General features: G+C 62.3%; 26 protein-coding genes. 14 read left to right on the top strand and 12 right to left on the bottom strand.

Going from position 1 to position 21,437, the window contains the following annotated elements; genetic code table 11:
- Window positions 1–13: 13 nt before the first annotated feature.
- From EOA19_RS15025 to EOA19_RS15015, 3 genes are all read right to left on the bottom strand, one after another.
- Window positions 14–400: a hypothetical protein gene (locus tag EOA19_RS15025; protein ID WP_023812135.1), complete on the bottom strand. Its 387-nt coding sequence runs from the start codon at window positions 398–400 to the stop codon at window positions 14–16.
- 75 nt (window positions 401–475) lie between these two features.
- Complete coding sequence (locus EOA19_RS15020) at window positions 476–1,066, bottom strand: DUF2155 domain-containing protein (protein WP_128304042.1); 591 nt, start codon at window positions 1,064–1,066, stop codon at window positions 476–478.
- Window positions 1,067–1,189: 123 nt separating this feature from the next.
- On the bottom strand, window positions 1,190–1,588 hold the full coding sequence (locus EOA19_RS15015) for an NADH:ubiquinone oxidoreductase subunit NDUFA12 (protein ID WP_013531353.1): 399 nt from the start codon (window positions 1,586–1,588) through the stop codon (window positions 1,190–1,192).
- Window positions 1,589–1,817: 229 nt separating this feature from the next.
- On the opposite strand from EOA19_RS15015, the gene panB reads away from it, so the two are divergent.
- Both panB and panC read left to right on the top strand, forming a co-directional pair.
- The gene (panB, locus tag EOA19_RS15010; RefSeq protein WP_128304041.1) at window positions 1,818–2,660 is read left to right on the top strand and encodes a 3-methyl-2-oxobutanoate hydroxymethyltransferase; all 843 of its coding nucleotides are present in this window, start codon (window positions 1,818–1,820) and stop codon (window positions 2,658–2,660) included.
- Entirely contained in the window at window positions 2,657–3,508 is an 852-nt protein-coding gene (gene panC / locus EOA19_RS15005) for a pantoate--beta-alanine ligase (RefSeq protein ID WP_128304040.1), read from the top strand. Before panB ends, panC begins: the two co-directional genes overlap by 4 nt.
- A gap of 78 nt (window positions 3,509–3,586) precedes the next feature.
- On the opposite strand, the gene EOA19_RS15000 is transcribed toward panC, so the two are convergent.
- The 3 genes from EOA19_RS15000 to gatB are packed head-to-tail and all read right to left on the bottom strand — an operon-like array spanning window position 3,587 to window position 6,004.
- Entirely contained in the window at window positions 3,587–3,982 is a 396-nt protein-coding gene (locus EOA19_RS15000) for a hypothetical protein (protein WP_245465083.1), read from the bottom strand.
- Between the two features lie 29 nt (window positions 3,983–4,011).
- Entirely contained in the window at window positions 4,012–4,500 is a 489-nt protein-coding gene (locus tag EOA19_RS14995) for a GNAT family N-acetyltransferase (protein ID WP_128304039.1), read from the bottom strand.
- A gap of 4 nt (window positions 4,501–4,504) precedes the next feature.
- Window positions 4,505–6,004, bottom strand: coding sequence for an Asp-tRNA(Asn)/Glu-tRNA(Gln) amidotransferase subunit GatB (gene gatB, locus EOA19_RS14990; protein ID WP_128304038.1), 1,500 nt, complete (start codon window positions 6,002–6,004; stop codon window positions 4,505–4,507).
- A gap of 280 nt (window positions 6,005–6,284) precedes the next feature.
- Between gatB and EOA19_RS14980 the strand changes: the two genes are divergently transcribed.
- Window positions 6,285–6,542 (top strand): YjhX family toxin, encoded by a 258-nt coding sequence (locus EOA19_RS14980; protein ID WP_128304037.1) that lies wholly within the window; start codon window positions 6,285–6,287, stop codon window positions 6,540–6,542.
- A 48-nt stretch (window positions 6,543–6,590) separates the two neighbouring features.
- On the opposite strand, the gene EOA19_RS14975 is transcribed toward EOA19_RS14980, so the two are convergent.
- Both EOA19_RS14975 and EOA19_RS14970 read right to left on the bottom strand, forming a co-directional pair.
- Window positions 6,591–7,022, bottom strand: a complete 432-nt coding sequence (locus tag EOA19_RS14975) for a CBS domain-containing protein (protein WP_023812142.1) — start codon at window positions 7,020–7,022, stop codon at window positions 6,591–6,593.
- A gap of 87 nt (window positions 7,023–7,109) precedes the next feature.
- Window positions 7,110–7,868 (bottom strand): rhomboid family intramembrane serine protease, encoded by a 759-nt coding sequence (locus EOA19_RS14970; protein ID WP_128304049.1) that lies wholly within the window; start codon window positions 7,866–7,868, stop codon window positions 7,110–7,112.
- 229 nt (window positions 7,869–8,097) lie between these two features.
- Between EOA19_RS14970 and EOA19_RS14965 the strand changes: the two genes are divergently transcribed.
- The 9 genes from EOA19_RS14965 to EOA19_RS14925 all read left to right on the top strand — a co-directional run bounded on the left by EOA19_RS14965 (window position 8,098) and on the right by EOA19_RS14925 (window position 17,617).
- The gene (locus tag EOA19_RS14965) at window positions 8,098–9,138 is read left to right on the top strand and encodes a substrate-binding domain-containing protein (protein WP_023812144.1); all 1,041 of its coding nucleotides are present in this window, start codon (window positions 8,098–8,100) and stop codon (window positions 9,136–9,138) included.
- A 134-nt stretch (window positions 9,139–9,272) separates the two neighbouring features.
- Window positions 9,273–10,529, top strand: coding sequence for a hypothetical protein (locus EOA19_RS14960; RefSeq protein ID WP_206638041.1), 1,257 nt, complete (start codon window positions 9,273–9,275; stop codon window positions 10,527–10,529).
- A gap of 72 nt (window positions 10,530–10,601) precedes the next feature.
- Complete coding sequence (locus tag EOA19_RS14955) at window positions 10,602–12,131, top strand: sugar ABC transporter ATP-binding protein (protein ID WP_128304035.1); 1,530 nt, start codon at window positions 10,602–10,604, stop codon at window positions 12,129–12,131.
- The gene (locus EOA19_RS14950) at window positions 12,128–13,144 is read left to right on the top strand and encodes an ABC transporter permease (RefSeq protein WP_128304034.1); all 1,017 of its coding nucleotides are present in this window, start codon (window positions 12,128–12,130) and stop codon (window positions 13,142–13,144) included. The genes EOA19_RS14955 and EOA19_RS14950 overlap by 4 nt, the downstream gene beginning before the upstream one ends.
- 446 nt (window positions 13,145–13,590) lie before the next feature.
- Window positions 13,591–14,223 carry a PAS domain-containing protein gene (locus EOA19_RS14945; protein WP_027039196.1) on the top strand — a complete coding sequence of 211 codons (633 nt, stop codon included), beginning with the start codon at window positions 13,591–13,593 and terminating at the stop codon, window positions 14,221–14,223.
- A 176-nt stretch (window positions 14,224–14,399) separates the two neighbouring features.
- Complete coding sequence (locus EOA19_RS14940; protein WP_023812149.1) at window positions 14,400–15,017, top strand: PilZ domain-containing protein; 618 nt, start codon at window positions 14,400–14,402, stop codon at window positions 15,015–15,017.
- Window positions 15,018–15,287: 270 nt separating this feature from the next.
- Entirely contained in the window at window positions 15,288–15,896 is a 609-nt protein-coding gene (locus EOA19_RS14935; protein WP_023812150.1) for a transglutaminase-like cysteine peptidase, read from the top strand.
- A gap of 292 nt (window positions 15,897–16,188) precedes the next feature.
- Entirely contained in the window at window positions 16,189–16,941 is a 753-nt protein-coding gene (locus EOA19_RS14930) for an NYN domain-containing protein (RefSeq protein WP_023812151.1), read from the top strand.
- A gap of 115 nt (window positions 16,942–17,056) precedes the next feature.
- Window positions 17,057–17,617, top strand: coding sequence for an ankyrin repeat domain-containing protein (locus EOA19_RS14925; RefSeq protein WP_023812152.1), 561 nt, complete (start codon window positions 17,057–17,059; stop codon window positions 17,615–17,617).
- Between the two features lie 44 nt (window positions 17,618–17,661).
- Here the strand turns inward: EOA19_RS14925 and EOA19_RS14920 are convergent, their stop codons facing one another.
- Together EOA19_RS14920 and EOA19_RS14915 are read right to left on the bottom strand one after the other, a co-directional pair.
- Window positions 17,662–18,189 carry a gamma carbonic anhydrase family protein gene (locus EOA19_RS14920; protein ID WP_023812153.1) on the bottom strand — a complete coding sequence of 176 codons (528 nt, stop codon included), beginning with the start codon at window positions 18,187–18,189 and terminating at the stop codon, window positions 17,662–17,664.
- A 19-nt stretch (window positions 18,190–18,208) separates the two neighbouring features.
- Entirely contained in the window at window positions 18,209–18,550 is a 342-nt protein-coding gene (locus tag EOA19_RS14915; RefSeq protein WP_128304033.1) for a hypothetical protein, read from the bottom strand.
- A 125-nt stretch (window positions 18,551–18,675) separates the two neighbouring features.
- Between EOA19_RS14915 and EOA19_RS14910 the strand changes: the two genes are divergently transcribed.
- Entirely contained in the window at window positions 18,676–19,401 is a 726-nt protein-coding gene (locus tag EOA19_RS14910; RefSeq protein ID WP_023812155.1) for a hypothetical protein, read from the top strand.
- 61 nt (window positions 19,402–19,462) lie between these two features.
- Here the strand turns inward: EOA19_RS14910 and EOA19_RS14905 are convergent, their stop codons facing one another.
- Both EOA19_RS14905 and cysE read right to left on the bottom strand, forming a co-directional pair.
- The gene (locus tag EOA19_RS14905; RefSeq protein WP_013531334.1) at window positions 19,463–19,666 is read right to left on the bottom strand and encodes a DUF3126 family protein; all 204 of its coding nucleotides are present in this window, start codon (window positions 19,664–19,666) and stop codon (window positions 19,463–19,465) included.
- Window positions 19,667–19,818: 152 nt separating this feature from the next.
- Window positions 19,819–20,667: a serine O-acetyltransferase gene (cysE, locus tag EOA19_RS14900; RefSeq protein WP_013531333.1), complete on the bottom strand. Its 849-nt coding sequence runs from the start codon at window positions 20,665–20,667 to the stop codon at window positions 19,819–19,821.
- Window positions 20,668–20,814: 147 nt separating this feature from the next.
- On the opposite strand from cysE, the gene EOA19_RS14895 reads away from it, so the two are divergent.
- Window positions 20,815–21,417 (top strand): hypothetical protein, encoded by a 603-nt coding sequence (locus tag EOA19_RS14895; protein ID WP_128304032.1) that lies wholly within the window; start codon window positions 20,815–20,817, stop codon window positions 21,415–21,417.
- The last annotated feature ends 20 nt before the right edge of the window (window positions 21,418–21,437 follow it).

Raw genomic sequence — 21,437 nt, 5'->3', positions numbered from 1 at the left:
CTGAAGATTGAGCCTACTTCCCAGTGGCGGCTTCCAATGGCGTCTGCGAATGGAACATCATCTTCCAGCCGTTGACGCGATGGACATAGCCGGTGCTGACCAGCGCGGCGTAAGGTTCGCCGTTCTCGCGTGTCGCATGTGCCTCGTAGGTCAGCATGATGATGTCGCTGCCCGGCTCGATAATACCCTTGAGGTCGATTTTCAGGTCGCGCCAGCGGTTGGGCTTGGTTGCGGTCTTGGCGAGATCCGCATTGTCCATCGCCTGTGCCATCTGCGGAAACGCCACCAAGCATTCGGTGTCGGCATTGGCCGCATAGTAGGCCGCGTCGCCCGTCCAGAATCCCTTTTCGAGTTCCAGCAACTCTGTCTTGCCGGCCGTGATCCGCTTGCTGTCTGACATCGGAAGATCCTCCCTGCGCATAAATGCGCGCTCATCCGTGCCCCAACGTATGGTGGCAAGGACGGTTCCGGAGGATCAGTTGGTGTCGGTCGTATCGGGGTCCGAAGCGTCCGGCTCCGTCACGCCAGGCTCTGTCACGTCCGGAGCGGTCGCGGCTTTCGGTTTGGCCGCGGCGGGCTTGGGCGCCTCGGCTTTGGTCGAGTCTGCCTTGGCGCCATCGGGCGCCGGCACATCCGACTTCTGCTTGCAAGCCTTCAGCCAGACGTCATAGACGGCATGCTCGACGGCATTGAGGCCGGGGCTTTCGGCAAACATCCAGCCGGTGAAGATGCGGCGGATCTTGCGGTCCAGCGTGATCTCGTCGACCTCGACGAAGGAATCTGTCTTCGGTTCTTCGGTCTGTGGCCGCGAATAGCAGACGCGCGGCGTCACCTGCAAAGCACCGAACTGCACCGTCTCGTCGATATAGACATCGAAGGTGATGATGCGGCCGGTGATCTTGTCGATACCGGCAAACTCGGCAACGGCGTTGGTAACCCGGTCCGCTCCCGCGGGCGGCGCCGGCGCGGGTGCCGCGGGCTCAGGCGAAGCGGCGAAGGCCACGGTGCTGACGGCAAGACCGGCGGCTAGCGCCAGACTGGCCGATATTGAGTAAGAAAAGCTCATGCAAAGATACCGGTGGTTCGCGCCCGGGTGATTCTGTCGATCGCCAAGGCTAGTCGCCGTTTTCTGATCAGCAAGCAGCTAAACACCAATTGTGGCGATAAAGGACCGGCTTGCACCCTGTCGCTACGACCCGGGTGTCCAGGCATCGTAGTCGCCGGTGACCTGCGGGCGATGCTGATTGGTCAGCACCGAGCCCTTCGGGCGATAGGCCGCCGGGCTGCCGGTCAGATTGGGCTGATGCGGCTTCTGCCAGTCGCGCGGCTTGTAGTCCTCGCTGGACGGCGCAACGTCGACGCGGTGGTGCATCCAGCCGTGCCAGCCGGGCGGTATCGCCGAAGCTTCCGAATAATTGCGGTAGATGACCCAGCGGCGCGTGCGGCCTTCCGAATCGATGCCGCCTTCGTAGTAGAAATTGCCGGTTTCGTCCTGGCCGACCTTCTTGCCGTACCGCCAGGTGTGCAGGCGGGTTCCTATCGTCTGGCTGTTCCACCAGGTGAAAAACTGCGTAAGGAAAGTCTTCATTTCAAAACCCTCGCGCCGGCAGCGCCCGTTTTCCTGCTTATGGCGTCAGGCCTTGCCGAAGGCAAGGCTTTTGCCACGGCGTGCGCGCAAATGGCTTGCCGGAAACCCGACACAAGCCTGTGATCCTGCCGGTCGCTGCATGCACGCTTGCCAAGCCTTTACGGTATTTCTAAAGCTCTGCGCGCCCATGCCTGCATCCAGCCCGGCTTGAGGCCAAAGGAGGTGACGATTGGCCACGGAATTGCCGACCACCGACATTCGCATCAGCGCCGAGGCGATTCGCCACCGCAAGGGCGGCACGCCGATCGTTTGCCTGACCGCCTATACCTATCCCATCGCCCGTCTGCTCGATCACCATGTTGACCTGCTTCTGGTCGGCGACAGTGTCGCCATGGTCCTGCATGGCCACAAGACGACGCTGGGCGCCTCGCTAGAGATGATGATTGCGCATGGGCAAGCGGTGATGCGCGGCTCGGCCAGGGCCTGCGTCGTCGTCGACCTGCCGGCCGGCAGCTATGAGGTCACGACGGCGCAAGCCGTGGCCTCGGCGCGGCGGGTCGTCGACGAAACCGGCTGCCAGGCGGTGAAGCTCGAAGGCGGCCTCGACATGACCAGCCAGATCGAGGCCATCGTCGCCGCCGGCATTCCGGTGATGGGACATATTGGCCTGCAGCCGCAATCGGTCGAGAAGGACGGCGGCTACAAGATCAAGGGCCGCACCGAGGAGGCTGTTGCGGCATTGCTTCGCGATGCGCTTGCCGTCGAGAACGCCGGCGCTTTCTCGGTCGTCATCGAAGGCACGGTCGAGAGGGTCGCCGCCGAAATCACCCGCCGCATCGCCATTCCAACCATCGGCATCGGCGCCAGCGGCGACTGCGACGGCCAGATCCTGGTCATCGACGACATGGTCGGGCTGACCGTCGATCGCGTGCCGAAATTCGTCAAGGAATACGCGGATCTGCGCAGCGTGATCTCGCATGCAGCTGAAACCTATGCAGCCGAGGTGCGGGGCCGGACATTCCCGGGCCCCGGCCATGTCTTTTCGGCGACAAAGAACAGGGATGACGCATGAGCCAACCCGTCGTCGTCGACAGCGTGGCCGCACTTCGCGCGCAAATCCGGGACTGGCGGCGCGACGGCCTTCGTGTCGCCATGGTGCCGACCATGGGTGCACTGCATGACGGACACATCTCGCTGGTCAGGATCGCGCTCCAAAAAGCCGAGCGCTGCGTCGTGTCGATCTTCGTCAACCCGACGCAGTTCGCGCCGAGCGAAGACCTCGACAAGTACCCGCGCCAACTCGGCCGCGACCTCGACCGGCTGGGCGCGGCAAAGGCCGACCTTGCCTTCACACCGACGGTTGGCGAGATGTATCCTGCCGGCTTCGCCACGAAAATCTCGGTCGGCGGCCCCTCCGCCGGGCTCGAATCGGACTTTCGGCCGACTTTTTTCGACGGCGTCGCCACCGTGGTGGCAAAGCTCCTCCTGCAGGCAACGCCCGACTGTGCGGTCTTCGGCGAGAAGGACTACCAGCAGCTTTGCGTGGTGAGGCAGCTCTGCCGCGACCTCGACCTGCCTGTCGAGATCATCGGCGCACCGACGATCCGCGACGCGCATGGTCTCGCCATGTCGTCACGCAACGCCTATCTCGATGAGGCCGAACTGAAGATCGCCCGCCAGCTCAACGTGATATTGCGCAATACGGCTGCGGCCCTGGCGGCAGGCGCCGGCCAGAGCGACGCAACCGAAGAGGCCAGCCGCGCCCTCATCGCCGCCGGTTTCCGCGAGGTCGACTATGTCGAGGCACGCCAAAGCCTGACGCTTGCGCCATGGCGTCGAAACCGCGAAGGGCGTCTTCTTGCGGCAGCATGGCTCGGCAAGACGAGGCTGATCGACAATGTGGAGGTTCCCGCTGCCTAGCGAGAAGGCTTCGGCCAGATAGACACGGGCCGCGACCAAGGTCGATGGTCCCGCACTCCCGGCGGATTGCCGCCGCGCCTAGCTCTCGCTCTTTTGTCCGCCGGCCCTGACGATCAGGTGTCCCGCCACGATCCCAACCACCCCGGCAAGGGCTTTCACCAATGCATCGATGAGGCGTGCATGGCGACCGGGATCAATGAGCTGAAGCAGTTCCAGCATGCCGGCGGTCACAGCCACAAAGATCACGACCTGATACAGTCGGTTGGGAAAGCCGATCGCCAGGGCGAAGCCCAGCAGGACATAAGCCAAGGCACGCTCGACATTCGCTTCAGCGAGGTGCGGCCGCATCTGGATCGGCGACAAGGTCGCGAAAATGATGATGGCGAGCAGCGCCAGCGCTGTAATGCGGGACAGTTTGGTCATGCCCTTGCATATCCGTCGTGAGCCGGCACAGCAAACGCCGCGATGACGCATGGCTTGATCGCTCTATTCATCCCGGTGGTCTATCCCAGCGGTTTCTCGAAACTCAGCGTCGTCGGCCTTGAGGTATCACGGGACTCTTCCGCGGCACTGACAGGCAAGAACCCTTTCGACCGATAGAAGGCGATGGCACCGGCATTGGCTTCCTCGACCTCGACGCGCAGCGTTCGCGCTTCCGGGAAACTGGCTTCGACCTCGTCGAGCAGTGCTTGCCCGATCCCCCGCCGCTGACAGTCCGGATGGACGTAGAGCTGGTTCAACAGGATGATTTTCGCATCGGCGGTGGCGGCGGCGAAAGCCATGCCGCCGATCCGCTTGCCGTCATCGGCCACCAGGAATTCCGAGTTGGGCCGCGTCAGCCGCGAGCGGAGCGAAGCGATCGAGTGCCATTCGTCGGTGATCTCGGCGACTTTGGCAGCGCCATAAATGGCGTCATAGGTCGCATGCCACGTTTCCACCAGCAGCGTCCGCACAGCGGCAAGGTCGCGTTCACCTGCGGTGCGGACGAACACGGCGCTACTCGATGCCCAGCTTGGCCTTGACGAGGTCGTTGACGGCTTGCGGGTTGGCCTTGCCGCCGGTCGCCTTCATTACCTGGCCGACGAACCAGCCGGCCATGCTCGGCTTGGCGCGCGCCTGTTCGACCTTGTCAGGGTTGGCGGCGATAACGTCGTCGACGGCCTTCTCGATGGCGCCGGTGTCGGTGACCTGCTTCATGCCACGGCTCTCGACCAGTTGGCGCGGGTCGCCGCCCTCATTCCAGACGATCTCGAACAGGTCCTTGGCGATCTTGCCGGAGATGGTGCCATCCCTGATCAGATCGATGACCGCACCGAGCTGCTCGGGCGAAACCGGAGCGTTTTCAATGTCTTTTCCGGCCTTGTTCAATTGCCCGAGCAGATCGTTGATGACCCAATTGGCGGCAAGCTTGCCGTCGCGGCCGGCGGCCACCTTTTCGAAATAGTCGGCGATCGGCTTTTCCGAAACCAGGATCGAGGCGTCATAGACGGACAGGCCGAGCGACGCGATCAGCCGCGCCTTCTTGTCGTCCGGCAGTTCCGGCAATTCCTTGGCCAGCGCATCGACATAGGCCTGGTCGAATTCCAGCGGCAAAAGGTCGGGATCGGGGAAGTAGCGGTAATCATGCGCCTCTTCCTTGGAGCGCATCGAGCGCGTCTCGCCCTTGACGGCGTCGAACAGCCGCGTCTCCTGATCGATCTTGCCGCCATCCTCGAGGATGGCGATCTGCCTGCGCGCCTCGTAGTCGATGGCCTGGCCGATGAAGCGGATCGAGTTGACGTTCTTGATCTCGCACCGCGTGCCGAACTCGCCGCCCGGCTTGCGCACCGAAACGTTGACGTCGGCGCGCATCGAACCTTCGTCCATGTTGCCGTCGCAGGTGCCGAGATAGCGTACAATGGTGCGCAGCTTGGTGACATAAGCCTTGGCTTCGTCGGCCGAGCGCATGTCCGGCTTGGAGACGATCTCCATCAGCGCCACGCCGGAGCGGTTGAGATCGACATAGGACATGGTCGCATGCTGGTCGTGCATCGACTTGCCGGCATCCTGCTCCAGATGCAGCCGCTCGATGCCGACCTCGATGTCCTCGAATTCGCCCTGGCGGTCCGGGCCGACCGAAACGATGACCGTGCCCTCGCCGACGATCGGCTGCTTGAACTGCGAGATCTGGTAGCCCTGCGGCAGGTCGGGATAAAAGTAGTTCTTCCGATCGAAGACCGACTTGTGGTTGATCTGCGCCTTCAGCCCCAGGCCGGTACGGATCGCCTGCTTGACGCATTCCTCGTTGATGACCGGCAGCATGCCCGGCATCGCCGCATCGACCAGGCTGACATTGGCGTTAGGCGGCGCGCCGAAGGCCGTCGAGGCGCCCGAAAACAGCTTTGCTTCCGAAGTGACCTGCGCATGGACCTCGAGGCCGATGATGATCTCCCAGTCGCCGGTTGCGCCGGGGATCAGGCGTTTTGCGTCAGGAGTACGGGTGTCGATAAGGGACATGGCGGCCTGCGAACTGGAATGATGGGAAGCTGCATTAATGCACATTCTGATTTGCAACTTCGCTAGTGCAAACCGCCAAAAGAGACAAGCGCAAAGCCACGGACTGGCCTTTTCAGCCGCGTTCGCCTATAGGACGCTCATTCCAATGGAGAGTGGATGTCCACTTACGCTCAGTCCCGGTAAGGCCCTGACCTCCTGGCGAGGCAGGGCAGAAAACCGAAACCCCGTGCCGCGAAGCTTCGCGGCGGCGGCATTTTTTGTTTTCCCGGAAAACTCTCACATGGACATTTCGCGCATAGAACAGCGCATCCTGCACCTGCTCGCGCAGGGTGGACGCATTGAAATCGAAAAGAACGAGAAAAAGCGGATCGCCTCCGTCAAATGCCTGACCCGCGACGGCTGGCATTATCCGGGCGTCGATCTCGATATGTTTCGAAAACTGAAGCGTAAGAAGGCGGTTTCTTCGTCGGGAGGCGGCCCTTACCGCATCACCCGGCGCGGGCTCGCGCTCGTCCGCTCCGAACTCGACAACAGGTAAACCACGGCTCCGCCGGTCGGTTCTCCGGCCGGCGGTTCGCCTCGCCGCTCAGGCGGTGGCGATATAGGCCCTGATCTCGTCGGCCTCGCGCTCGACATCCTCGATGCGGCGCTTGACCACATCGCCGATGGACACGATGCCATCGAGCATGCCGTCCTTCTCCACCGGCAGATGGCGGAAGCGGCCTCGGGTCATGATCTCCATCACCTCGTTGACGGTGTGATTCTCGTTGCAGATCTTCACCTTCGGCGTCATTGCCGAGCGCACGGCGATATCCAGCGCGGCTCCACCTTCGCGGGCGACAACCCGGACGATGTCGCGCTCTGACAGGATGCCGACGATCTTGCGATCGCCATTGGTGATGACCAGCGCACCGATCTTGTGCTCTGCCAGGATGCGGATGGCTTCGCTAAGCTTTTCGTTCGGCCCGAGCGTCAACACGTCATGGCCTTTTCTCTCGAGAATTGCCTTCACCGTCATGGCGTCCTCCTCTGCTTTGCCTGCCGGTTCCTGCCCTGACCGGCCTTCACGTAAGAGTGAACATCGTGCGCCGTGATCGGTTGCATTTCAAGTGCGGTGGTCGGTCGTCTCCCATTCAGGCGCCTGCCATCGCCTGTCGAACCAACGCAAGCCGAAGAAGCCCGCGAAAAAGCCGCCAATATGGGCCTCCCAGGCGATCTGACCATCTACCCCTGGGGCAAACCCGAGCAGGCCGGTGGCGAGATTGATGACCATCCACATGGCGAGGAAGATCACGACACCGCGCAAGCGCAATACGAATGCGATCGGCAGCACAGGGCCGGCGAAGGCGGCCTTGCCGGCCGAACGGTCGGTGCGGAAGCCGAAACGCGCCGCAGCCCCCATCATGCCTGATATCGCACCGGAAGCCCCGACCAGCGGCGCCTCACCATAAGGATGGATCGCCCAGAAAAGCGCGACCGAAGCCAACCCGGTTGCGGCAAAAAACAGCGCGAACCACAGCGTTCCCAGGCGGTTTGCCAATGGTGAACCAAACGCGGCGAGCCACACCATGTTGATGGCCAGATGCGCGAAACCGCCGTGCAGGAAAGCATAGGTGAACGGCCGCGAAAACAGGAACCAGTCGAAGCCGTATTGCCCGGTGTAGAGAACGGGGATGAAGGCCCCGTCATACAGCAATGTCATCTGCTGGGATTCGCTCAACACATATTGCTGCAACAGGTAGACGACGACGCAGATGCCGATCACCGCCAACACGACGGGTGGCAGGTTGAACACCGGCTCGCGCCGTCGTCGCGGCGCGTCGTCCATCTGTTCCGTGTCCGAAGGGTTTACCGGTTCGTTCATGCGCATCTGGTCCAGGAATTCCTGCGCGTCCTTTAGAGCAAGGATGTCCGGGTTGGAACAATTCTGTTTTCTCAACAGCGAACGCCCGGCACCGCATCGTCTTCATTTGCTACGAAACCGAAAGGAAGCGAAGTGGAAATGCTCCGGGATTTGAAAAACTCGCAATGAGCGTTCTCGGAAGCGATGGGCCTCCTCCCTAGAATGCGGCCAATTTCAAAGGGGTCTCCACATGATCAAGCATATTCTTTCGCTGGCGGCAGCCGCCGGCATAGCCGGTCTCGCCACCGCTGCTTCGGCGCAGGGCATATCCGGCGCGCCGGCACCCTTCGATAAGGGCGGCGTCAAGATCGCCGTCGTCAGCTTCCTCGGCTCCGGTGACTGGCTCCAGGCATTCGAGGCCGGCGTGAAGCGCCAGGCCGATGCGCTCGGCATCGAGGCCAACATCTCGCAGGCGCGCAACGACATCAACACCGAGCGGCAGTTGATCCAGCAGGCGATCAATCTCGGCGTGCAAGGCATCATCATCAACAACGGCCAGCCCGAAGCTATCAAGGACGTCGCACAGGCAGCGCTTGACGCCGGCATTCCAGTGGTGGCCTACGACACTAACCTCGACAACCCCAAGATCCCGCAGGTCGAGCAGTCCGATGCCGACATGGCGCGCCTCGTGCTCGACCAGGCGGTCAAGGACCAAGGCGAGAAATTCGACGGCGGCGTCCTCTATGTCGCCGGCTTCGCACCGCTCGACCGCCGTTATGCGGTGTGGAAGGATTTCGGCAAGAAGTACCCAGGCATCAAGGAAGTCGCCACCTGGGGCGTGGTCAACGACACCGTTGCCGCTTCGGTCGCCGACCAGACCAAGGCCGTGCTCACCGCCAACCCGACGCTTTCGGTCGTCTTCGCCCCATGGGACGAGTTCGCCCGTGGCGTGAAGCTCGCCATCGACGAGCTTGGCGTGGCAGACAAGGTGAAGATCTACGGTGTCGATATCTCGACCTCGGACATCCAGGCCATCCTCGAGCCGAACAGCCCGTGGGTGGCGACGGCGGCAACCAACCCGGCCGTGGTCGGCGAAGCTTCGGTGCGCGCGCTGGCCCAGCTGATCGCCGGACAGAATCCCGGCCATTCGGTGCTGATCCAGCCGACGCTCGTCACCAGAAAGGACCTCGTCGACAACAACATCAAGACGATCGAGGACCTGCAGGCGAAATTCCCGGCCTTCAAGGACAGCGATGCCGCAAAGGCACCGTGGATCCCGGCGACGAATTGAGCTTCAGCGCCTTCACAAAATCAGCGATCCAAACAATCATCCCCCGGCCTGCTGGGGGATGATTGCGCCTGCCTCCGCCACACCACCCGCTGCGACAGGCAAAGTGCGCCGGACCGACCTTTTGAAAGACAATTATGGTTTCTGTCCCCACCCCCGACTATTCCAGGAACATGCGCCTGATCGGTCATTCCGACCAAGGCGGGCGGCCGGACGGATTGCAGGTGATGGTGCATCGCGGCTTCGCCTATGTCGCGCATCCCTGGTCACAAGGCTTTTCCATCATCGATGTACGGGATCCCAAGAATCCGGGCGGGACGGTGTTCGTGCCCGCGCCGCCGAATACCTGGACCATCCATCTGCAGACGCATGAGGATCTGCTGTTGGTCGTCCATGCACGCGATCTGTTCGCCGACGCCGCTTTCGCGTTCGACGAGAAGGTCTACTACACCCAGTCGATCGGCGAGACGATCGGCACCGCGTCTGGTTCGGGCGCGGCGCGGACCTGGTCGGCCGGCATGGCCGTCTATGACATCTCGAAGCCGACGCAGCCTCGCCAGATCGGCTTCTTCCCGGTCGACGGCATCGGCATCCACCGCATCTGGTACGTCGGCGGGCGCTACGCCTACGTATCGGCGCTTCTCGACGGCTACAGCGACTACATCCTGCTGACGGTCGACCTTCAGGACCCGGCACGGCCAGTCGAGGCCGGTCGCTGGTGGATTCCAGGAATGCATCTTGCCGGCGGCGAGACACCCGGCTGGCCCGACGGCCGCCGCTATGCGTTGCATCATGCGGTCGTCGAGGGTGATACCGCCTATGCCTGCTGGCGCGACGGCGGGTTGACCGTCCTCGATGTCGCCGACCCTGCCCTGCCGAGGCTGATCAGCCACAGGAACTGGTCGCCGCCCTATGGTGGCGGCACCCATTCGGCGCTGCCGCTGCTCAAACGCGGCTTGCTCGTTGTCGCCGACGAGGCCGTGCTCGACCATGAGGAGGATGGGCGCAAGCTCACCTGGATCTTCGACATACGCGATCCGGCGAACCCGATTTCGATCTCGACCCTGCCGACCCCGGACGAGACCGATTACACCGCCAAGGGCGGACATTTCGGTCCGCACAATCTGCACGAGAACCGGCCGGGCAGCTTTGTGTCAGACACCCTGATCTTTGCAACCTACCAGAATGCCGGCGTGCGCGTTTTCGACATCTCCGATCCCTATCGCCCAAAGGAGACCGGGGCGCTGGTGCCGCCGGCTCCCAGCCGCATGGTCGACAAACGTCCGAATCGGCCGCAAGTGATCCAGTCGACCGACGTATTCGTCGACGCCAACGGCATCGTCTATTCGCCGGATTACAATGCCGGACTGGCGATCATGGAATATGGCGGCTGACAATTACGACCGTGCCCCGTTGGCTTGCTTGCCTTTCCCAGTTCCCGCTCAACCTGTAACCGGCTGAACCAATTGTCCCTCACCGCCGCCCCCATTGCCGTCGCTGTCGCCGGGATCGAAAAATCCTTTGGCCCGACGCGCGCGCTCGCTGGAGCCGATCTTACCGTGGCAGCCGGGGAGGTCGTGGCGCTGATGGGCGCCAATGGCGCCGGCAAATCGACTCTGGTGAAAATCCTTTCAGGCTCGCATGTACCCGACGCCGGAACGATCACCCTGGGCGGCGGGATCGTCGCCCTCGCCTCGCCCAGCGCCGCCAAGGCCGCCGGCATCGCGACCGTCCATCAGGCGACGGATCAGGCGGGGGCTGCCGGACTGACGGTCGCGGAGAATCTTCTGCTCGATGAACTTTGCCAGCCGGGCGAGCGCTTCTTCGTCTCGGCCCGGTCGATCCGCAGGCGTGCGCGCGCCATCGCGGCGCTGATCGATCTCGACCTGCCGCTCGACCGCGACTTCATCGACCTGCGGCCGGCGGAGCGGCAATTGATCGCCATCGCCCGCGCCGTCGCGGCCAAGGCCTCCGTTCTAATCCTCGACGAGCCGACATCCAGCCTCTCGGCCACGGAAGCGGACCGGCTTTTCGCCATCATCCGGCGGCTGCGCGCGGGCGGCATGGCAATCCTCTACATCTCGCACAGGCTGGGCGACCTTGCCGCCATCGCCGACCGCGCCGTGGTCATGCGCGGCGGTCGCATCGTCGGCGCCTTTGCCAAACCGATCGATTTCCCGGCCGCCGTTGCGGCCATGATCGGGCGGACGCTGGAAGCCGCCACCCATGACGGCAAGATTTCGGCGGCCCCAATCATCGCCTCCATCAAGGGTGCGCAACTGATTCCCGGTGCGAGGCCTTTCGATCTCGATCTGCGCTCCGGCGAGGTCGTCGCGCTGACCGGCACGCTTGGCTCTGGCAAGAGCCGGCTGTTGCGCGCGCTTTTTGGTCTGGAAACGCTGGCGCAAGGCAGCTTCGTGCTCGATGGAAAACCATGGCTTTCCAACGGGCCGGCGCGATCGATCGAAAACGGCGTCTTCATGGTCGCCGAGGACCGCTGGGCATCGTCGCTGCTACCGCCCGAGGTTCCCGGCGCCTCGATTGCCGGAACGATTGCCCTGCCACATCTGAGGCGCTGGTTTCCGGACGGCCTGCTGCGGGTCGCGCGCGAGCGCAAGGTTGCCGCCGAGGCGATCGCCCGGCTCGGCATCAAGGCGCGCGGCCCCGATGACAAGCTCGACGAGCTTTCCGGCGGCAACCAGCAGAAGGTCGTGCTCGCCCGCTGGCAGGCGGCACCTTGCCGGCTGCTGCTGCTCGACGAGCCCTTCCAGGGTGTCGACGTCGGGGCGCGTGCCGACCTGATCTCCGCAATCCGCAACAGCCAAAGCGGTTCCGCCACGCTGATCGCGACCAGCGACACCGAAGAGGCGCTGGAGGTTGCCGACCGCATCCTCGTCATGCGCGATCACTCCCTTCACGAGGCCGGTGACGGCCATGGCCCGCTGACCGACCAGATCGGCAAGGTCGAGAGCGAAAAGGCCGGAGAGCATCGATGACGAACCCGACGACGGTCCAGCAGGCCGCCCCGCGCACATCGCTTTTCCGCGAAACGCGCCGTTACGCGCTGTTCGTGCTGCTGGCACTGATGGTGATCGGCTTCTGGTACGCGCAGCCCGCCTTCATCCGCTCGGCCAACCTGTTCTCCATCCTGCAGGCGGTTTCGGTCGTGGCGATCCTCGGCGTCGGGGTCTCGATCACGATGTCGGCCGACGGCTTCGATCTCTCGGTGGGCAGCATCGCCGCCTCGTCGGTGATGGCGGCAAGCTATGCCATGGTCGTATGGCAGCTGGATGCGGCCCAGACCATGGGTCTGGTCTTGCTGATGGGCGCCTTCATAGGCCTCCTGAACGGACTGCTGATTGTCCGCATCGGCGTCCCCGATCTTCTCGCCACGCTGGCGACAATGTTCCTGCTCGCCGGCCTGCAGCTAATCCCGACCGGCGGCCGCTCCATCACCGCCGGCATGGTGCTGCCCGACGGCTCGTCCGTTCCCGGTGCTTACGATCCGGCTTTCCTGATCCTCGGCCGGTCGCGGCTCTTCGACACCGTACCCCTGTCTGTCGTGGTCATGGCGGTGGTCGCCATCCTCGCCTGGTTCCTGATGGAGCGTACGCGCTGGGGACGCGTCTTCTATGCGATCGGCGGCAACGAAACGGCCGCGCATCTATCCGGCGCGCCGACCAAGGCATATCGACTCTGGGCCTATATCCTGTCCGGCACGCTTGCTTCGTTGGGAGGGCTGATCGTCGCTTCGCGTGTCGGCCGCGGCGACGTCTCGGCCGGCAACTCGCTCCTGCTCGATGCGGTGGCGGCCTCGCTGATCGGCTATGCCGTGCTCGACAAGCGTCGCCCGCATGTGATCGGCACGGTGGCCGGCGCAATTTTCGTCGGCGTCCTCCTGAACGGCCTCACCATGCTGAACGCGCCCTACTACACGCAGGACTTCGTCAAGGGTGTCGTGTTGGTTGGCGCTCTGGCGCTGACCTTCGGCCTGGGGAAGAAGCGATAGTTCACACCAGCCGACCACGGAACGCAGATTTTTCGTCGCATAGCGATCGGACGATGCCGCCTTAGCGACCGCCGGGATGGTTGCCTGCACTTGTCGGCAGGTAGAAATACACGCCCGCCGTTAACCCCGAATCGCCTAGCGCGAATCAAAAAAGAAGCCGTTCAAGGTTTCCCCTGAACGGCTGGTCGAGCCCCCTGCTCCCCTAAAACTCTGACTGAAGTGCTGCCGATCGTCGCGAAACGACCGCTTCTGGAGTGGTTTTTGTGTGCCACGGGGCTCGCTTCGACGCAACGTAAACCACTTGTTAACCTTAACGGCCCCGACCCGTGAACAAGTGTTAACGACGCTGGCACGCTTCCTGCTCCGCAACGCATGTAGGTCATCGGAGGGCGCCCTTCTGTTCACCGATGGGACATCAGACGACAGATTGCGCGGAGCAGCATAGCATGAACCAGAATGGATCGATCACGCTGTTCCAATATTGGAACCGCCTGCGTGATGGACGCCCTGCCCCGAAGCGTTCGGAGGTCGAACCGGCCGACATCAAGTCGCTGCTGGCCGACACCTTTATCCTGGAGCGGGACACGCGCGGGCAAGCCGTATTCCGGCTCGCCGGCACCAGGCTTTGCGCCTGCTACGGCCGAGAACTCAAGGGGTTTTCCTTTCCGTCGCTGTGGCGCGAGAAGGATCAACGGCTGGTCTCGCGGCTGATCCACGGCGTCTTCGAGCAGAAGTCGGTCGTGCTCATCAGCTATGAGGGCTTCAGCCGCAACGGGCGCTCCAACAAGTTCGAACTGCTTGCCCTGCCGCTTGACGGCGGCGTCGAAAATCCACGCTGCCTGGGCGTCATCAGCGCCGTGGAGAAGCCCTTCTGGCTGGGCGCCGACCCGATCACCGATGCGTTGATCGATTCGATCCGCGTCATCGATCCGGAGAAGGAGCTCCTCAACAACCGTCCGGCCATCGATGTTCCCTCGCTCGCTCCCGATGAACTTGGAGCACCCGAGACGATCTCGGCGCTCGGCCGGGCGCGCCGCATCCGCCATCTCGTCGTCTTCGATGGCGGGCGCGAGGAATAGTCCGTTTACGGCCTGATGCACGTCGCCCAAAACTGCGCGGCTGTTTTGGCACCACGGCCTGCAAAAAGGAAACCTTGGAGCGCCCGCTTTTTCCCTTTGTTAACCCGCTTTGTTGTACTTCTCTGATGAAGTTCCTCGCATCGGCGCGCGGGATGCCAAACGGGGTGTAGGCAGTCATGAGGTCAGCGGCGGTCGACTATGCGCCGTCCCAAGCTGAAAGGCGTAACTTTCAGCGCGTCCGGGTCAAAATCTACGGACGCTTCATGCTGGAAGACCGCACCGAACACCCCTGCCAGGTCGTCGACATGTCACCGGGCAACGTCGCGTTTCGCACCGACCGCATCGGCATGCCCGGCGAAAAAATCATTGCCTACATCGATCATATCGGCCGCATCGAAGGTGTCGTCACGCGCACCTTGCAGGACGGTTTCGCGATGACCGTCATCGCGTCGGATCGCAAGAAGGACAAGCTGGCCGCGCAATTGACCTGGCTCGCCAACAAGCATGAACTCGACCTGCCGGAAGATCGCCGCCACGAGCGCGTCGCGCCGCGCAATCCGACCAGCGTGCTGCAGCTCACCGACGGTCGCCAGTACCAGTGCCGTATCATCGACCTTTCGCTCTCCGGCGCCGCGGTCGAGATCGACGTCAAGCCGGCGATCGGCATCCAGGTTATGCTTGGCACCATGCGCGGGCAGGTCGTGCGTCATTTCGAGGACGGCGTCGCCATCGAATTCGCTGTGATCCAGCGCCCCGAAACGCTCGATTCCGAATTCAACACGCCACGCACCTGAGCAGGCCCGACAGCGACACTCCAGGAAACCGGCCCTTGTGGCCGGTTTTTTGTTTTCGACGCCATGACCGGCATGCTTAGGCCACTTTAGGCGGGGCTTGGAGCCCTCCGCGCGCCGAGATTCGCGCCTCAAGATCCAAACGAATTAATACTCAAATGATTCAAATTTTATTTTTATTCTACTGGAGTTTTACTCAATATCTACTTCGCGCTTTTGCGTCAAATAAATCCACATGTGGCAATGTCTCCTTCGAACGGGGAGACTACAACAATGAAGAAAACGAGGGGCAAGCTGTTGCTGGCGGCAATGGCGATGCAGTTTTCCGCTTGGGGATCAGCATATGCCGCGGGACCGGCCTATATGCACACCGGCGGACGCACCACCCAGCCTGTTGGCCATTATGAGTTCTGCCAGCGCAGTCCTGGCGAATGCAGCGAAAGGACCCCGAAGGGTGCGCCGGTCGAACTGACCCGCAAATTGTGGGCGACGATCGTCAACATCAACAATTCGGTCAACACCCGCATCAAGCCGCGCACCGACATGGAAAACTACGGTGTCGAGGAATATTGGGCCTATCCGGCCAATGGCTATGGCGATTGCGAGGATTACGCGCTGGAAAAGCGCCGCGAGTTGATGGATGCGGGCATGCCGGCCGGCAATTTGCTGATGACGGTGGCGCGCCAGCCGAATGGCGACGGCCACGCAGTGCTGACCGTGCGCACCAGCCTCGGAGAATTCATCCTCGACAATCTCGAGACCAAGGTCCTGTCCTGGACGGACACCGACTACACCTATCTCAAGCGCCAGTCTGACCAGAATTCCGGTGTTTGGGTAACGATCAACGACGGCCGCTCCGACGCGGTCGCCAGCGTCCGCTAAAACAGAGATCAAGCGCGCCGCATGAATGCGACCGCTTAAGGAGAAACCCGGTCGAGTCCCCACCCTCCCCGTCCCCAACGACCGGGTGAAAGGAGCCGGCCCCGTCCCCGGGCCGGCTCCGCCATTTCTGGCGGTCCATTGAAATCTTGACAATGTCACGATTTCTATTCCTTAGATTCCTGTTTGCAGCCCACCTCTGCTACAACAGCAAGTAGCGCGAACCGTGGTTTGGCAATGGTTTCGCCGGCTAGAGTTCGAATCTTGAGAGGGCGCCAGCCGCAGGAAGTGTCGCATGCCTCCCGAGCCCCGATCACCTCGCCTTGCGGTTCTTATCGACGCCGACAACGCTTCCGCCAAGATTGCCGACGGCCTGTTCGCGGAGATCGCGAAGATTGGTGAAGCCAGCGTCCGCCGCATCTACGGTGACTTTTCAAACGTCCGGTCGAAGGGATGGACTGACGTCTTGTCAAAGCATGCGATCATTCCGCAGCAGCAGTTCGCCTATACCACCGGGAAGAACGCCTCAGATATCACGCTAGTGATCGATGCTATGGACCTGCTCCATAGCGGTCGTTTCGACGGTTTCTGTCTGGTTTCTTCCGACAGCGACTTCACCCGGCTTGCCGCCCGCATTCGCGAACAGGGTGTCGATGTATTCGGGTTCGGCGAGCAGAAGACACCGGAGAGTTTTCGGCAGGCATGCCGCCGTTTCATCTACACCGAAAATCTTCTACGTGGCGTGGCCAATATTCAAGATACCGCGCCTGCAGCCAAGCCGCTTCAATCGTCCAGCGCTGCGATGCCCATACTCAAGAAAGTCATTGGTCAGATGGACAGTGAGGATGGTTGGGTATTGCTCGGCACATTTGGAAAGCAGCTGTCAAACCTGTTTTCAGATTTTGACCCTCGCACCTACGGCTTCAGCAAACTGAGCGATCTGGTGAGGAGTACGGATGCATTTGAAATCGAAACCCCTAAGGGTGGAGGCATGCGAATACGGACCAAGCCTACGGCAGGGAAGAAAGCAAAAAACAAAGCCGCGTAGCGGTGGCCAGGGGACCACATATCCCAACGAGCGCATCAGAACGTCGCGACCACCTTTCCGCCGGCAGCAGATCGAGGCACTATAGGCCGTCAGTTTCGCCTTCTGGATCACGGCGATGTTGGAAATCCCCGAAGATCGGTGCGAACGTCATCGTCTGTTCAAGGCGATCGACGATGCCTTCAAGGCCGGCGATTTCGAAGGCCTCGGCGTAGCCCTGGGCGGCTCGCCCCGCTGGTTCGATGAGCGCATGCCGTTTGAACTCGGCCTCGGGCATCCGCTGGAATATGCGATCTATTGGAGCCCCGTCGGTTTCATCTCGACCTTGCTGGATGTTGGCTCGGATCCGAACTATCAGGATCACGGCGGGTTTCCTTCCGTCATTGCGGCGCTGTCCACCGACCGGGCCGACAGGCTGGACATCGTGCGGGTATTGATCGACGGCGGCGCCGACCCGAACATGCGGGGTGTGAACGATTGGACGCCGCTTCACTATTCGGTGGCAATCCGCAGTGCCGATGCGATCCGCCTGCTTTTGGTGGCGGGCGCCGACCCGGCACTCGAAACCCGCATCGATAACTACAGGACGGCCGTGGAAGAGGCCGAGATTGCCGGCTTTGAAGCCGGTGCTTCATTGCTGCGCGATGCGATGGCCGGGCGCAGCTCCAACGAACAGTGAGTTGGGGCGCGACGAACCCTCGCCGACAGGTGGCCAAACCGGCCTCAGACCTTCTTCAACCCAACCTTGAAGCGCTTGCCGTTGGCGACATAATGCGCCGCCGAGCCGCGCAACCTGGCCACGGCCGCGTCGTCCAGCACCCTGATCGCCTTGGCAGGTGAACCGACGATCAGCGAATTGTCCGGGAATTCCTTGCCTTCGGTGACCAGCGCGCCGGCGCCGACCAGAGAATTTCTGCCGATTTTCGCGCCGTTCAGCACGATGGCGCCCATGCCGATCAGGCTGTTGTCGCCGATCGTGCAGCCATGCAGCAAGGCGCGGTGGCCGATCGTGCAGCCTTCCCCGATCGTCAGCGGGAAGCCGGGATCGGTGTGCATGACGGTATGTTCCTGCACATTGGTGTCGGCGCCGATGACGATGGGCTCATTGTCGCCGCGGATGACGGCGCCGAACCAGAAGCCGGCATTGCGTCCGACCCTGACGTCGCCGATCAGCGTCGCATCGGGCGCGATCCAGTTCGAGTCCGCATCGGCGAAGCTGGGCTCTGTTCCGTCGATCGCATAAAGCGGCATTTCTGGTCTCCGAATCGTCTCAGCCTGGCAGTTCGGACCCTAGGAGACGGACCGTCCATGAGGCAATGGCAAGCACGACGACGCCCAGCGCGAAGGTCCACGCAATTGCCGTGCAGCCGCAGGACATCAGCGCCAACGTTGAAATGCGGCGCTGACGCCGGGCATCGATGGCATCGTTGACCAGCATGAAGGGTCCGGCACAGGCCGTGGCGAGCAGCGAGCGCAAGACATGTGACGGCGACACATAGGGTTCGGTGAAGGCGACCTTGCGGCCCGACGCCAGTTCCATAGCCGATCCGGCCAGCCCACAGGCCGTCAACCCGACGGCAAAAGCAAAGAGTGTGAGTTCCAGCGGTCCCATCTTAACTTTCCATTTACCATGAAATTGCACAGTCGTTCCATGCAGGCTGCAAAAGCCGTGCCGTGCGATGTGTGCCGCCCAGGGACACTGGAGGCGGACGGGCCGCCCGAGATTCGAGGACTGAGATGAAGCAGGCAGCGCTCGCCAACGAACTTACCGTGGTCGATTCCACGCTGATGAAGCGGGTGCTCTACGGGTTCGCGGCGCTCGCCCTGTTGTCGGTGGCGATCAGCCTTGCCGGCAAATGGTTCGGCCACTCGATCGCCATGGCCGGATACACCGACGACGCAACGGTGCACCAGGTGGTGATCGGCAACAATGTCATCACGGTCCCGGCCAACGCCATCCGTTTCGCCCAAGCCCGGCGCGACGGCATCGCCTCGCGGCTCGACCTCTATCTGCGCTATCCCCAGATGGACGGCTACAGCGAGCCGGCGCGCAACGATTTCAACCACACGGGCACAGTCAAGAACGTCGTCTTTCTGTCCTTCGAACAGCAGATGATGTCGCGTGACATGAGTGGCCGCTTCACGCCGATCTACAGCGCGTTGATCACCCGACCCGGCATTGCCGGGCCTGGCGGCACGATGATTTATGGTTTCAACGAGAAATCAGGCTATCTGAACGAGGTGCTGGTTGTCGGCAATCGCCCCGGCAAGGAGCCGTTCGTGGCCCGTTGCCTGAGCGGGCCGAGTGCCGAGCAATCGCTGGCGCCTTGCGAGCGCGACATTCAGGTCGGCGACGAACTCAGCCTCACCTATCGCTTCCCAAGGGAGTTTTTGGGCGATTGGCAGGCGCTCGACGCGGCAATCGCCACTGAAGCCGGGCGCGTTCTGAAGGCGGGAGGCTAAGAACGCTTCGAGGGAACCGGCTGGCCGGCCGCATGAGCCGACCGACCGCAAGATTTGCTGCTCAGGCCAGATCGATGTCGAGAATTGCCATCGAAAAATTGTAGTCGCCGTCGTCCTCGTCCTTGAAGACGATGCCGAGGAATTCGTCGCCGACATAGACCTCGGCCGAATCGTCCTTGCGCGGCCGCGCCTTGACCTCGAGCTTGGGGTTTTGGAAGACGCGCTTGAAATAGGCGTCCAGCTTTCTGATTTCGTCCGGCTTCAACAGTCTTCTCCGATCATCGGGCTTGCTCGTTCGAACGCGCTTCTGGCACGTCGACAATGGCGATGTAAAGGCAAGCGGCCTGATAAGGCGAGACAACCACCCGCTCATGCCCGCGGCCGGAATCCCGCAGCAGACGGTGGGCCCTGTGAAAATCAGATGTCGAAGCTGACGACCTGATCCATCGTCTGCGACGGCAGAAGCTGGTCCATCTGGCGCGACGGCTGATCGCAGCCGGTCTCGCCGACGACGCGGGCCGGCACGCCGGCAACCGTCTTGTTGTGCGGCACCGGCGACAGCACCACCGAGCCTGCCGCGATCTTCGAGCAATGGCCGATTTCGATGTTACCGAGGATCTTGGCGCCGGCGCCGATCAGCACGCCATAGCGGATCTTGGGGTGACGGTCGCCGCCGGCCTTGCCGGTACCGCCCAATGTCACGCCATGCAGGATCGACACGTCGTCCTCGATGACCGCGGTCTCACCGACCACCAGGCCGGTGGCGTGGTCGATGAAGATGCCCTTGCCGATGCGGGCGGCGGGGTTGATGTCGGTCTGGAAGACCGAGGACGAGCGGCTCTGCAGATAGAGCGCGAAATCCTTGCGTCCCTGGTTCCACAGCCAATGCGCCAGCCGGTGGGTCTGGATGGCGTGGAAACCCTTGAAATAGAGCACAGGCATGATGAAGCGGTCGCAAGCCGGATCGCGATCGTAATAGGCCTGGATGTCGACACGCACCGTCGTCGGCCACTCCTTGTCGTCGGCCAGCATGGACTTGAAGGTCTGGCGGATGAGATCGGAGCCGATGTCCTGGTGCGCCAGCCGCTCGGCCAGCCGATGAATGACCGCCTCCTCCAGGCTGTCCTGGTTGAGGATGGTCGAATAGAGGAATGCAGCGAGCAGCGGGTCGCGGTTGACAGCCTCCATGGCCTCGTCGCGGATCGAACGCCAGATCGGATCGACCGGCTTCAATGCGCTGTGTCGGGAAATGCTGATGCTGTTCATCGCCGTCTGGTCCTGCGTCCTGCCTGGCTTGCCTGTAGTGCTTGCCTGTTGCCTGGCCGCACATATAAGCCAGATCATAGCACGATTGAACTCAATTTTCCTTAGTGCTTTGTCAAATGGATTTGGTTCGCGGGAATTCAAGCAGCCATGGAAAACGAACCCTTGATCGACGACGCGCTGAAAAGCGAGCTTTCGGCTCTCTATCGGGCGCCAGGCCGCCACTATCACAACCTTTCCCATATCGAAGCAATGCTGGCGCTCGCTGGCGACTATCGAAGGTTGCTCGGCGACCCCGAGGCGATCGAAGCGGCGATCTGGTTCCACGATGCCATCTACGACAGCAAGGCCAAGGACAATGAGGCGCAAAGTGCGGCCCTTGCCGAGAAAGAGCTGGCGGGCCGCGCGGATTCTTCACGTCTCGACCGCATCTCGGCAATGATCGTCGCCACCGCCACGCATCAGGTGCCGCCGTTCGACGACGCGGCGGCCATACGGGACGCAAGTCTGTTTCTGGATATGGACCTGTCGATCCTGGGAGCCGCGCCGGACGCCTTCGACGCCTATGAGCGCGCCGTGCGGCGCGAGTATCACTGGGTGGAGGAGCCGATGTGGCGAGCCGGACGCAGTGCGGTGCTGAAGAATTTCCTCGCCCGCCCACACATTTTCCACACCGAGGAATTCCGGCAACGCTTTGAACGGCAGGCCCGGGAAAACATGGCGCGGTCGCTGGCGGCTCTCACCACAGGCTGAGGGCAGTCACGTCCCGCGTC

The organism is Mesorhizobium sp. M7A.F.Ca.US.010.02.1.1, assembly GCF_004023085.1.
Lineage (GTDB): Bacteria > Pseudomonadota > Alphaproteobacteria > Rhizobiales > Rhizobiaceae > Mesorhizobium.
Note: the sequence above shows the minus strand (reverse complement) of the source record. Positions and strands in the feature narration are given on the sequence as shown.

Excerpts from the sequence above, each read along its gene's own strand:
- EOA19_RS15025 (WP_023812135.1), bottom strand. The coding sequence starts at position 400 with ATGTCAGACAGCAAGCGGATCACGGCCGGCAAGACAGAGTTGCTGGAA.
- EOA19_RS15020 (WP_128304042.1), bottom strand. The coding sequence starts at position 1,066 with ATGAGCTTTTCTTACTCAATATCGGCCAGTCTGGCGCTAGCCGCCGGT.
- EOA19_RS15015 (WP_013531353.1), bottom strand. The coding sequence starts at position 1,588 with ATGAAGACTTTCCTTACGCAGTTTTTCACCTGGTGGAACAGCCAGACG.
- panC (WP_128304040.1), top strand. The coding sequence starts at position 2,657 with ATGAGCCAACCCGTCGTCGTCGACAGCGTGGCCGCACTTCGCGCGCAA.
- EOA19_RS15000 (WP_245465083.1), bottom strand. The coding sequence starts at position 3,982 with ATGCGTCATCGCGGCGTTTGCTGTGCCGGCTCACGACGGATATGCAAG.
- gatB (WP_128304038.1), bottom strand. The coding sequence starts at position 6,004 with ATGTCCCTTATCGACACCCGTACTCCTGACGCAAAACGCCTGATCCCC.
- EOA19_RS14980 (WP_128304037.1), top strand. The coding sequence starts at position 6,285 with ATGGACATTTCGCGCATAGAACAGCGCATCCTGCACCTGCTCGCGCAG.
- EOA19_RS14975 (WP_023812142.1), bottom strand. The coding sequence starts at position 7,022 with ATGACGGTGAAGGCAATTCTCGAGAGAAAAGGCCATGACGTGTTGACG.
- EOA19_RS14970 (WP_128304049.1), bottom strand. The coding sequence starts at position 7,868 with ATGAACGAACCGGTAAACCCTTCGGACACGGAACAGATGGACGACGCG.
- EOA19_RS14965 (WP_023812144.1), top strand. The coding sequence starts at position 8,098 with ATGATCAAGCATATTCTTTCGCTGGCGGCAGCCGCCGGCATAGCCGGT.
- EOA19_RS14960 (WP_206638041.1), top strand. The coding sequence starts at position 9,273 with ATGGTTTCTGTCCCCACCCCCGACTATTCCAGGAACATGCGCCTGATC.
- EOA19_RS14950 (WP_128304034.1), top strand. The coding sequence starts at position 12,128 with ATGACGAACCCGACGACGGTCCAGCAGGCCGCCCCGCGCACATCGCTT.
- EOA19_RS14945 (WP_027039196.1), top strand. The coding sequence starts at position 13,591 with ATGAACCAGAATGGATCGATCACGCTGTTCCAATATTGGAACCGCCTG.
- EOA19_RS14940 (WP_023812149.1), top strand. The coding sequence starts at position 14,400 with ATGAGGTCAGCGGCGGTCGACTATGCGCCGTCCCAAGCTGAAAGGCGT.
- EOA19_RS14935 (WP_023812150.1), top strand. The coding sequence starts at position 15,288 with ATGAAGAAAACGAGGGGCAAGCTGTTGCTGGCGGCAATGGCGATGCAG.
- EOA19_RS14930 (WP_023812151.1), top strand. The coding sequence starts at position 16,189 with ATGCCTCCCGAGCCCCGATCACCTCGCCTTGCGGTTCTTATCGACGCC.
- EOA19_RS14925 (WP_023812152.1), top strand. The coding sequence starts at position 17,057 with ATGTTGGAAATCCCCGAAGATCGGTGCGAACGTCATCGTCTGTTCAAG.
- EOA19_RS14920 (WP_023812153.1), bottom strand. The coding sequence starts at position 18,189 with ATGCCGCTTTATGCGATCGACGGAACAGAGCCCAGCTTCGCCGATGCG.
- EOA19_RS14915 (WP_128304033.1), bottom strand. The coding sequence starts at position 18,550 with ATGGGACCGCTGGAACTCACACTCTTTGCTTTTGCCGTCGGGTTGACG.
- EOA19_RS14910 (WP_023812155.1), top strand. The coding sequence starts at position 18,676 with ATGAAGCAGGCAGCGCTCGCCAACGAACTTACCGTGGTCGATTCCACG.
- cysE (WP_013531333.1), bottom strand. The coding sequence starts at position 20,667 with ATGAACAGCATCAGCATTTCCCGACACAGCGCATTGAAGCCGGTCGAT.
- EOA19_RS14895 (WP_128304032.1), top strand. The coding sequence starts at position 20,815 with ATGGAAAACGAACCCTTGATCGACGACGCGCTGAAAAGCGAGCTTTCG.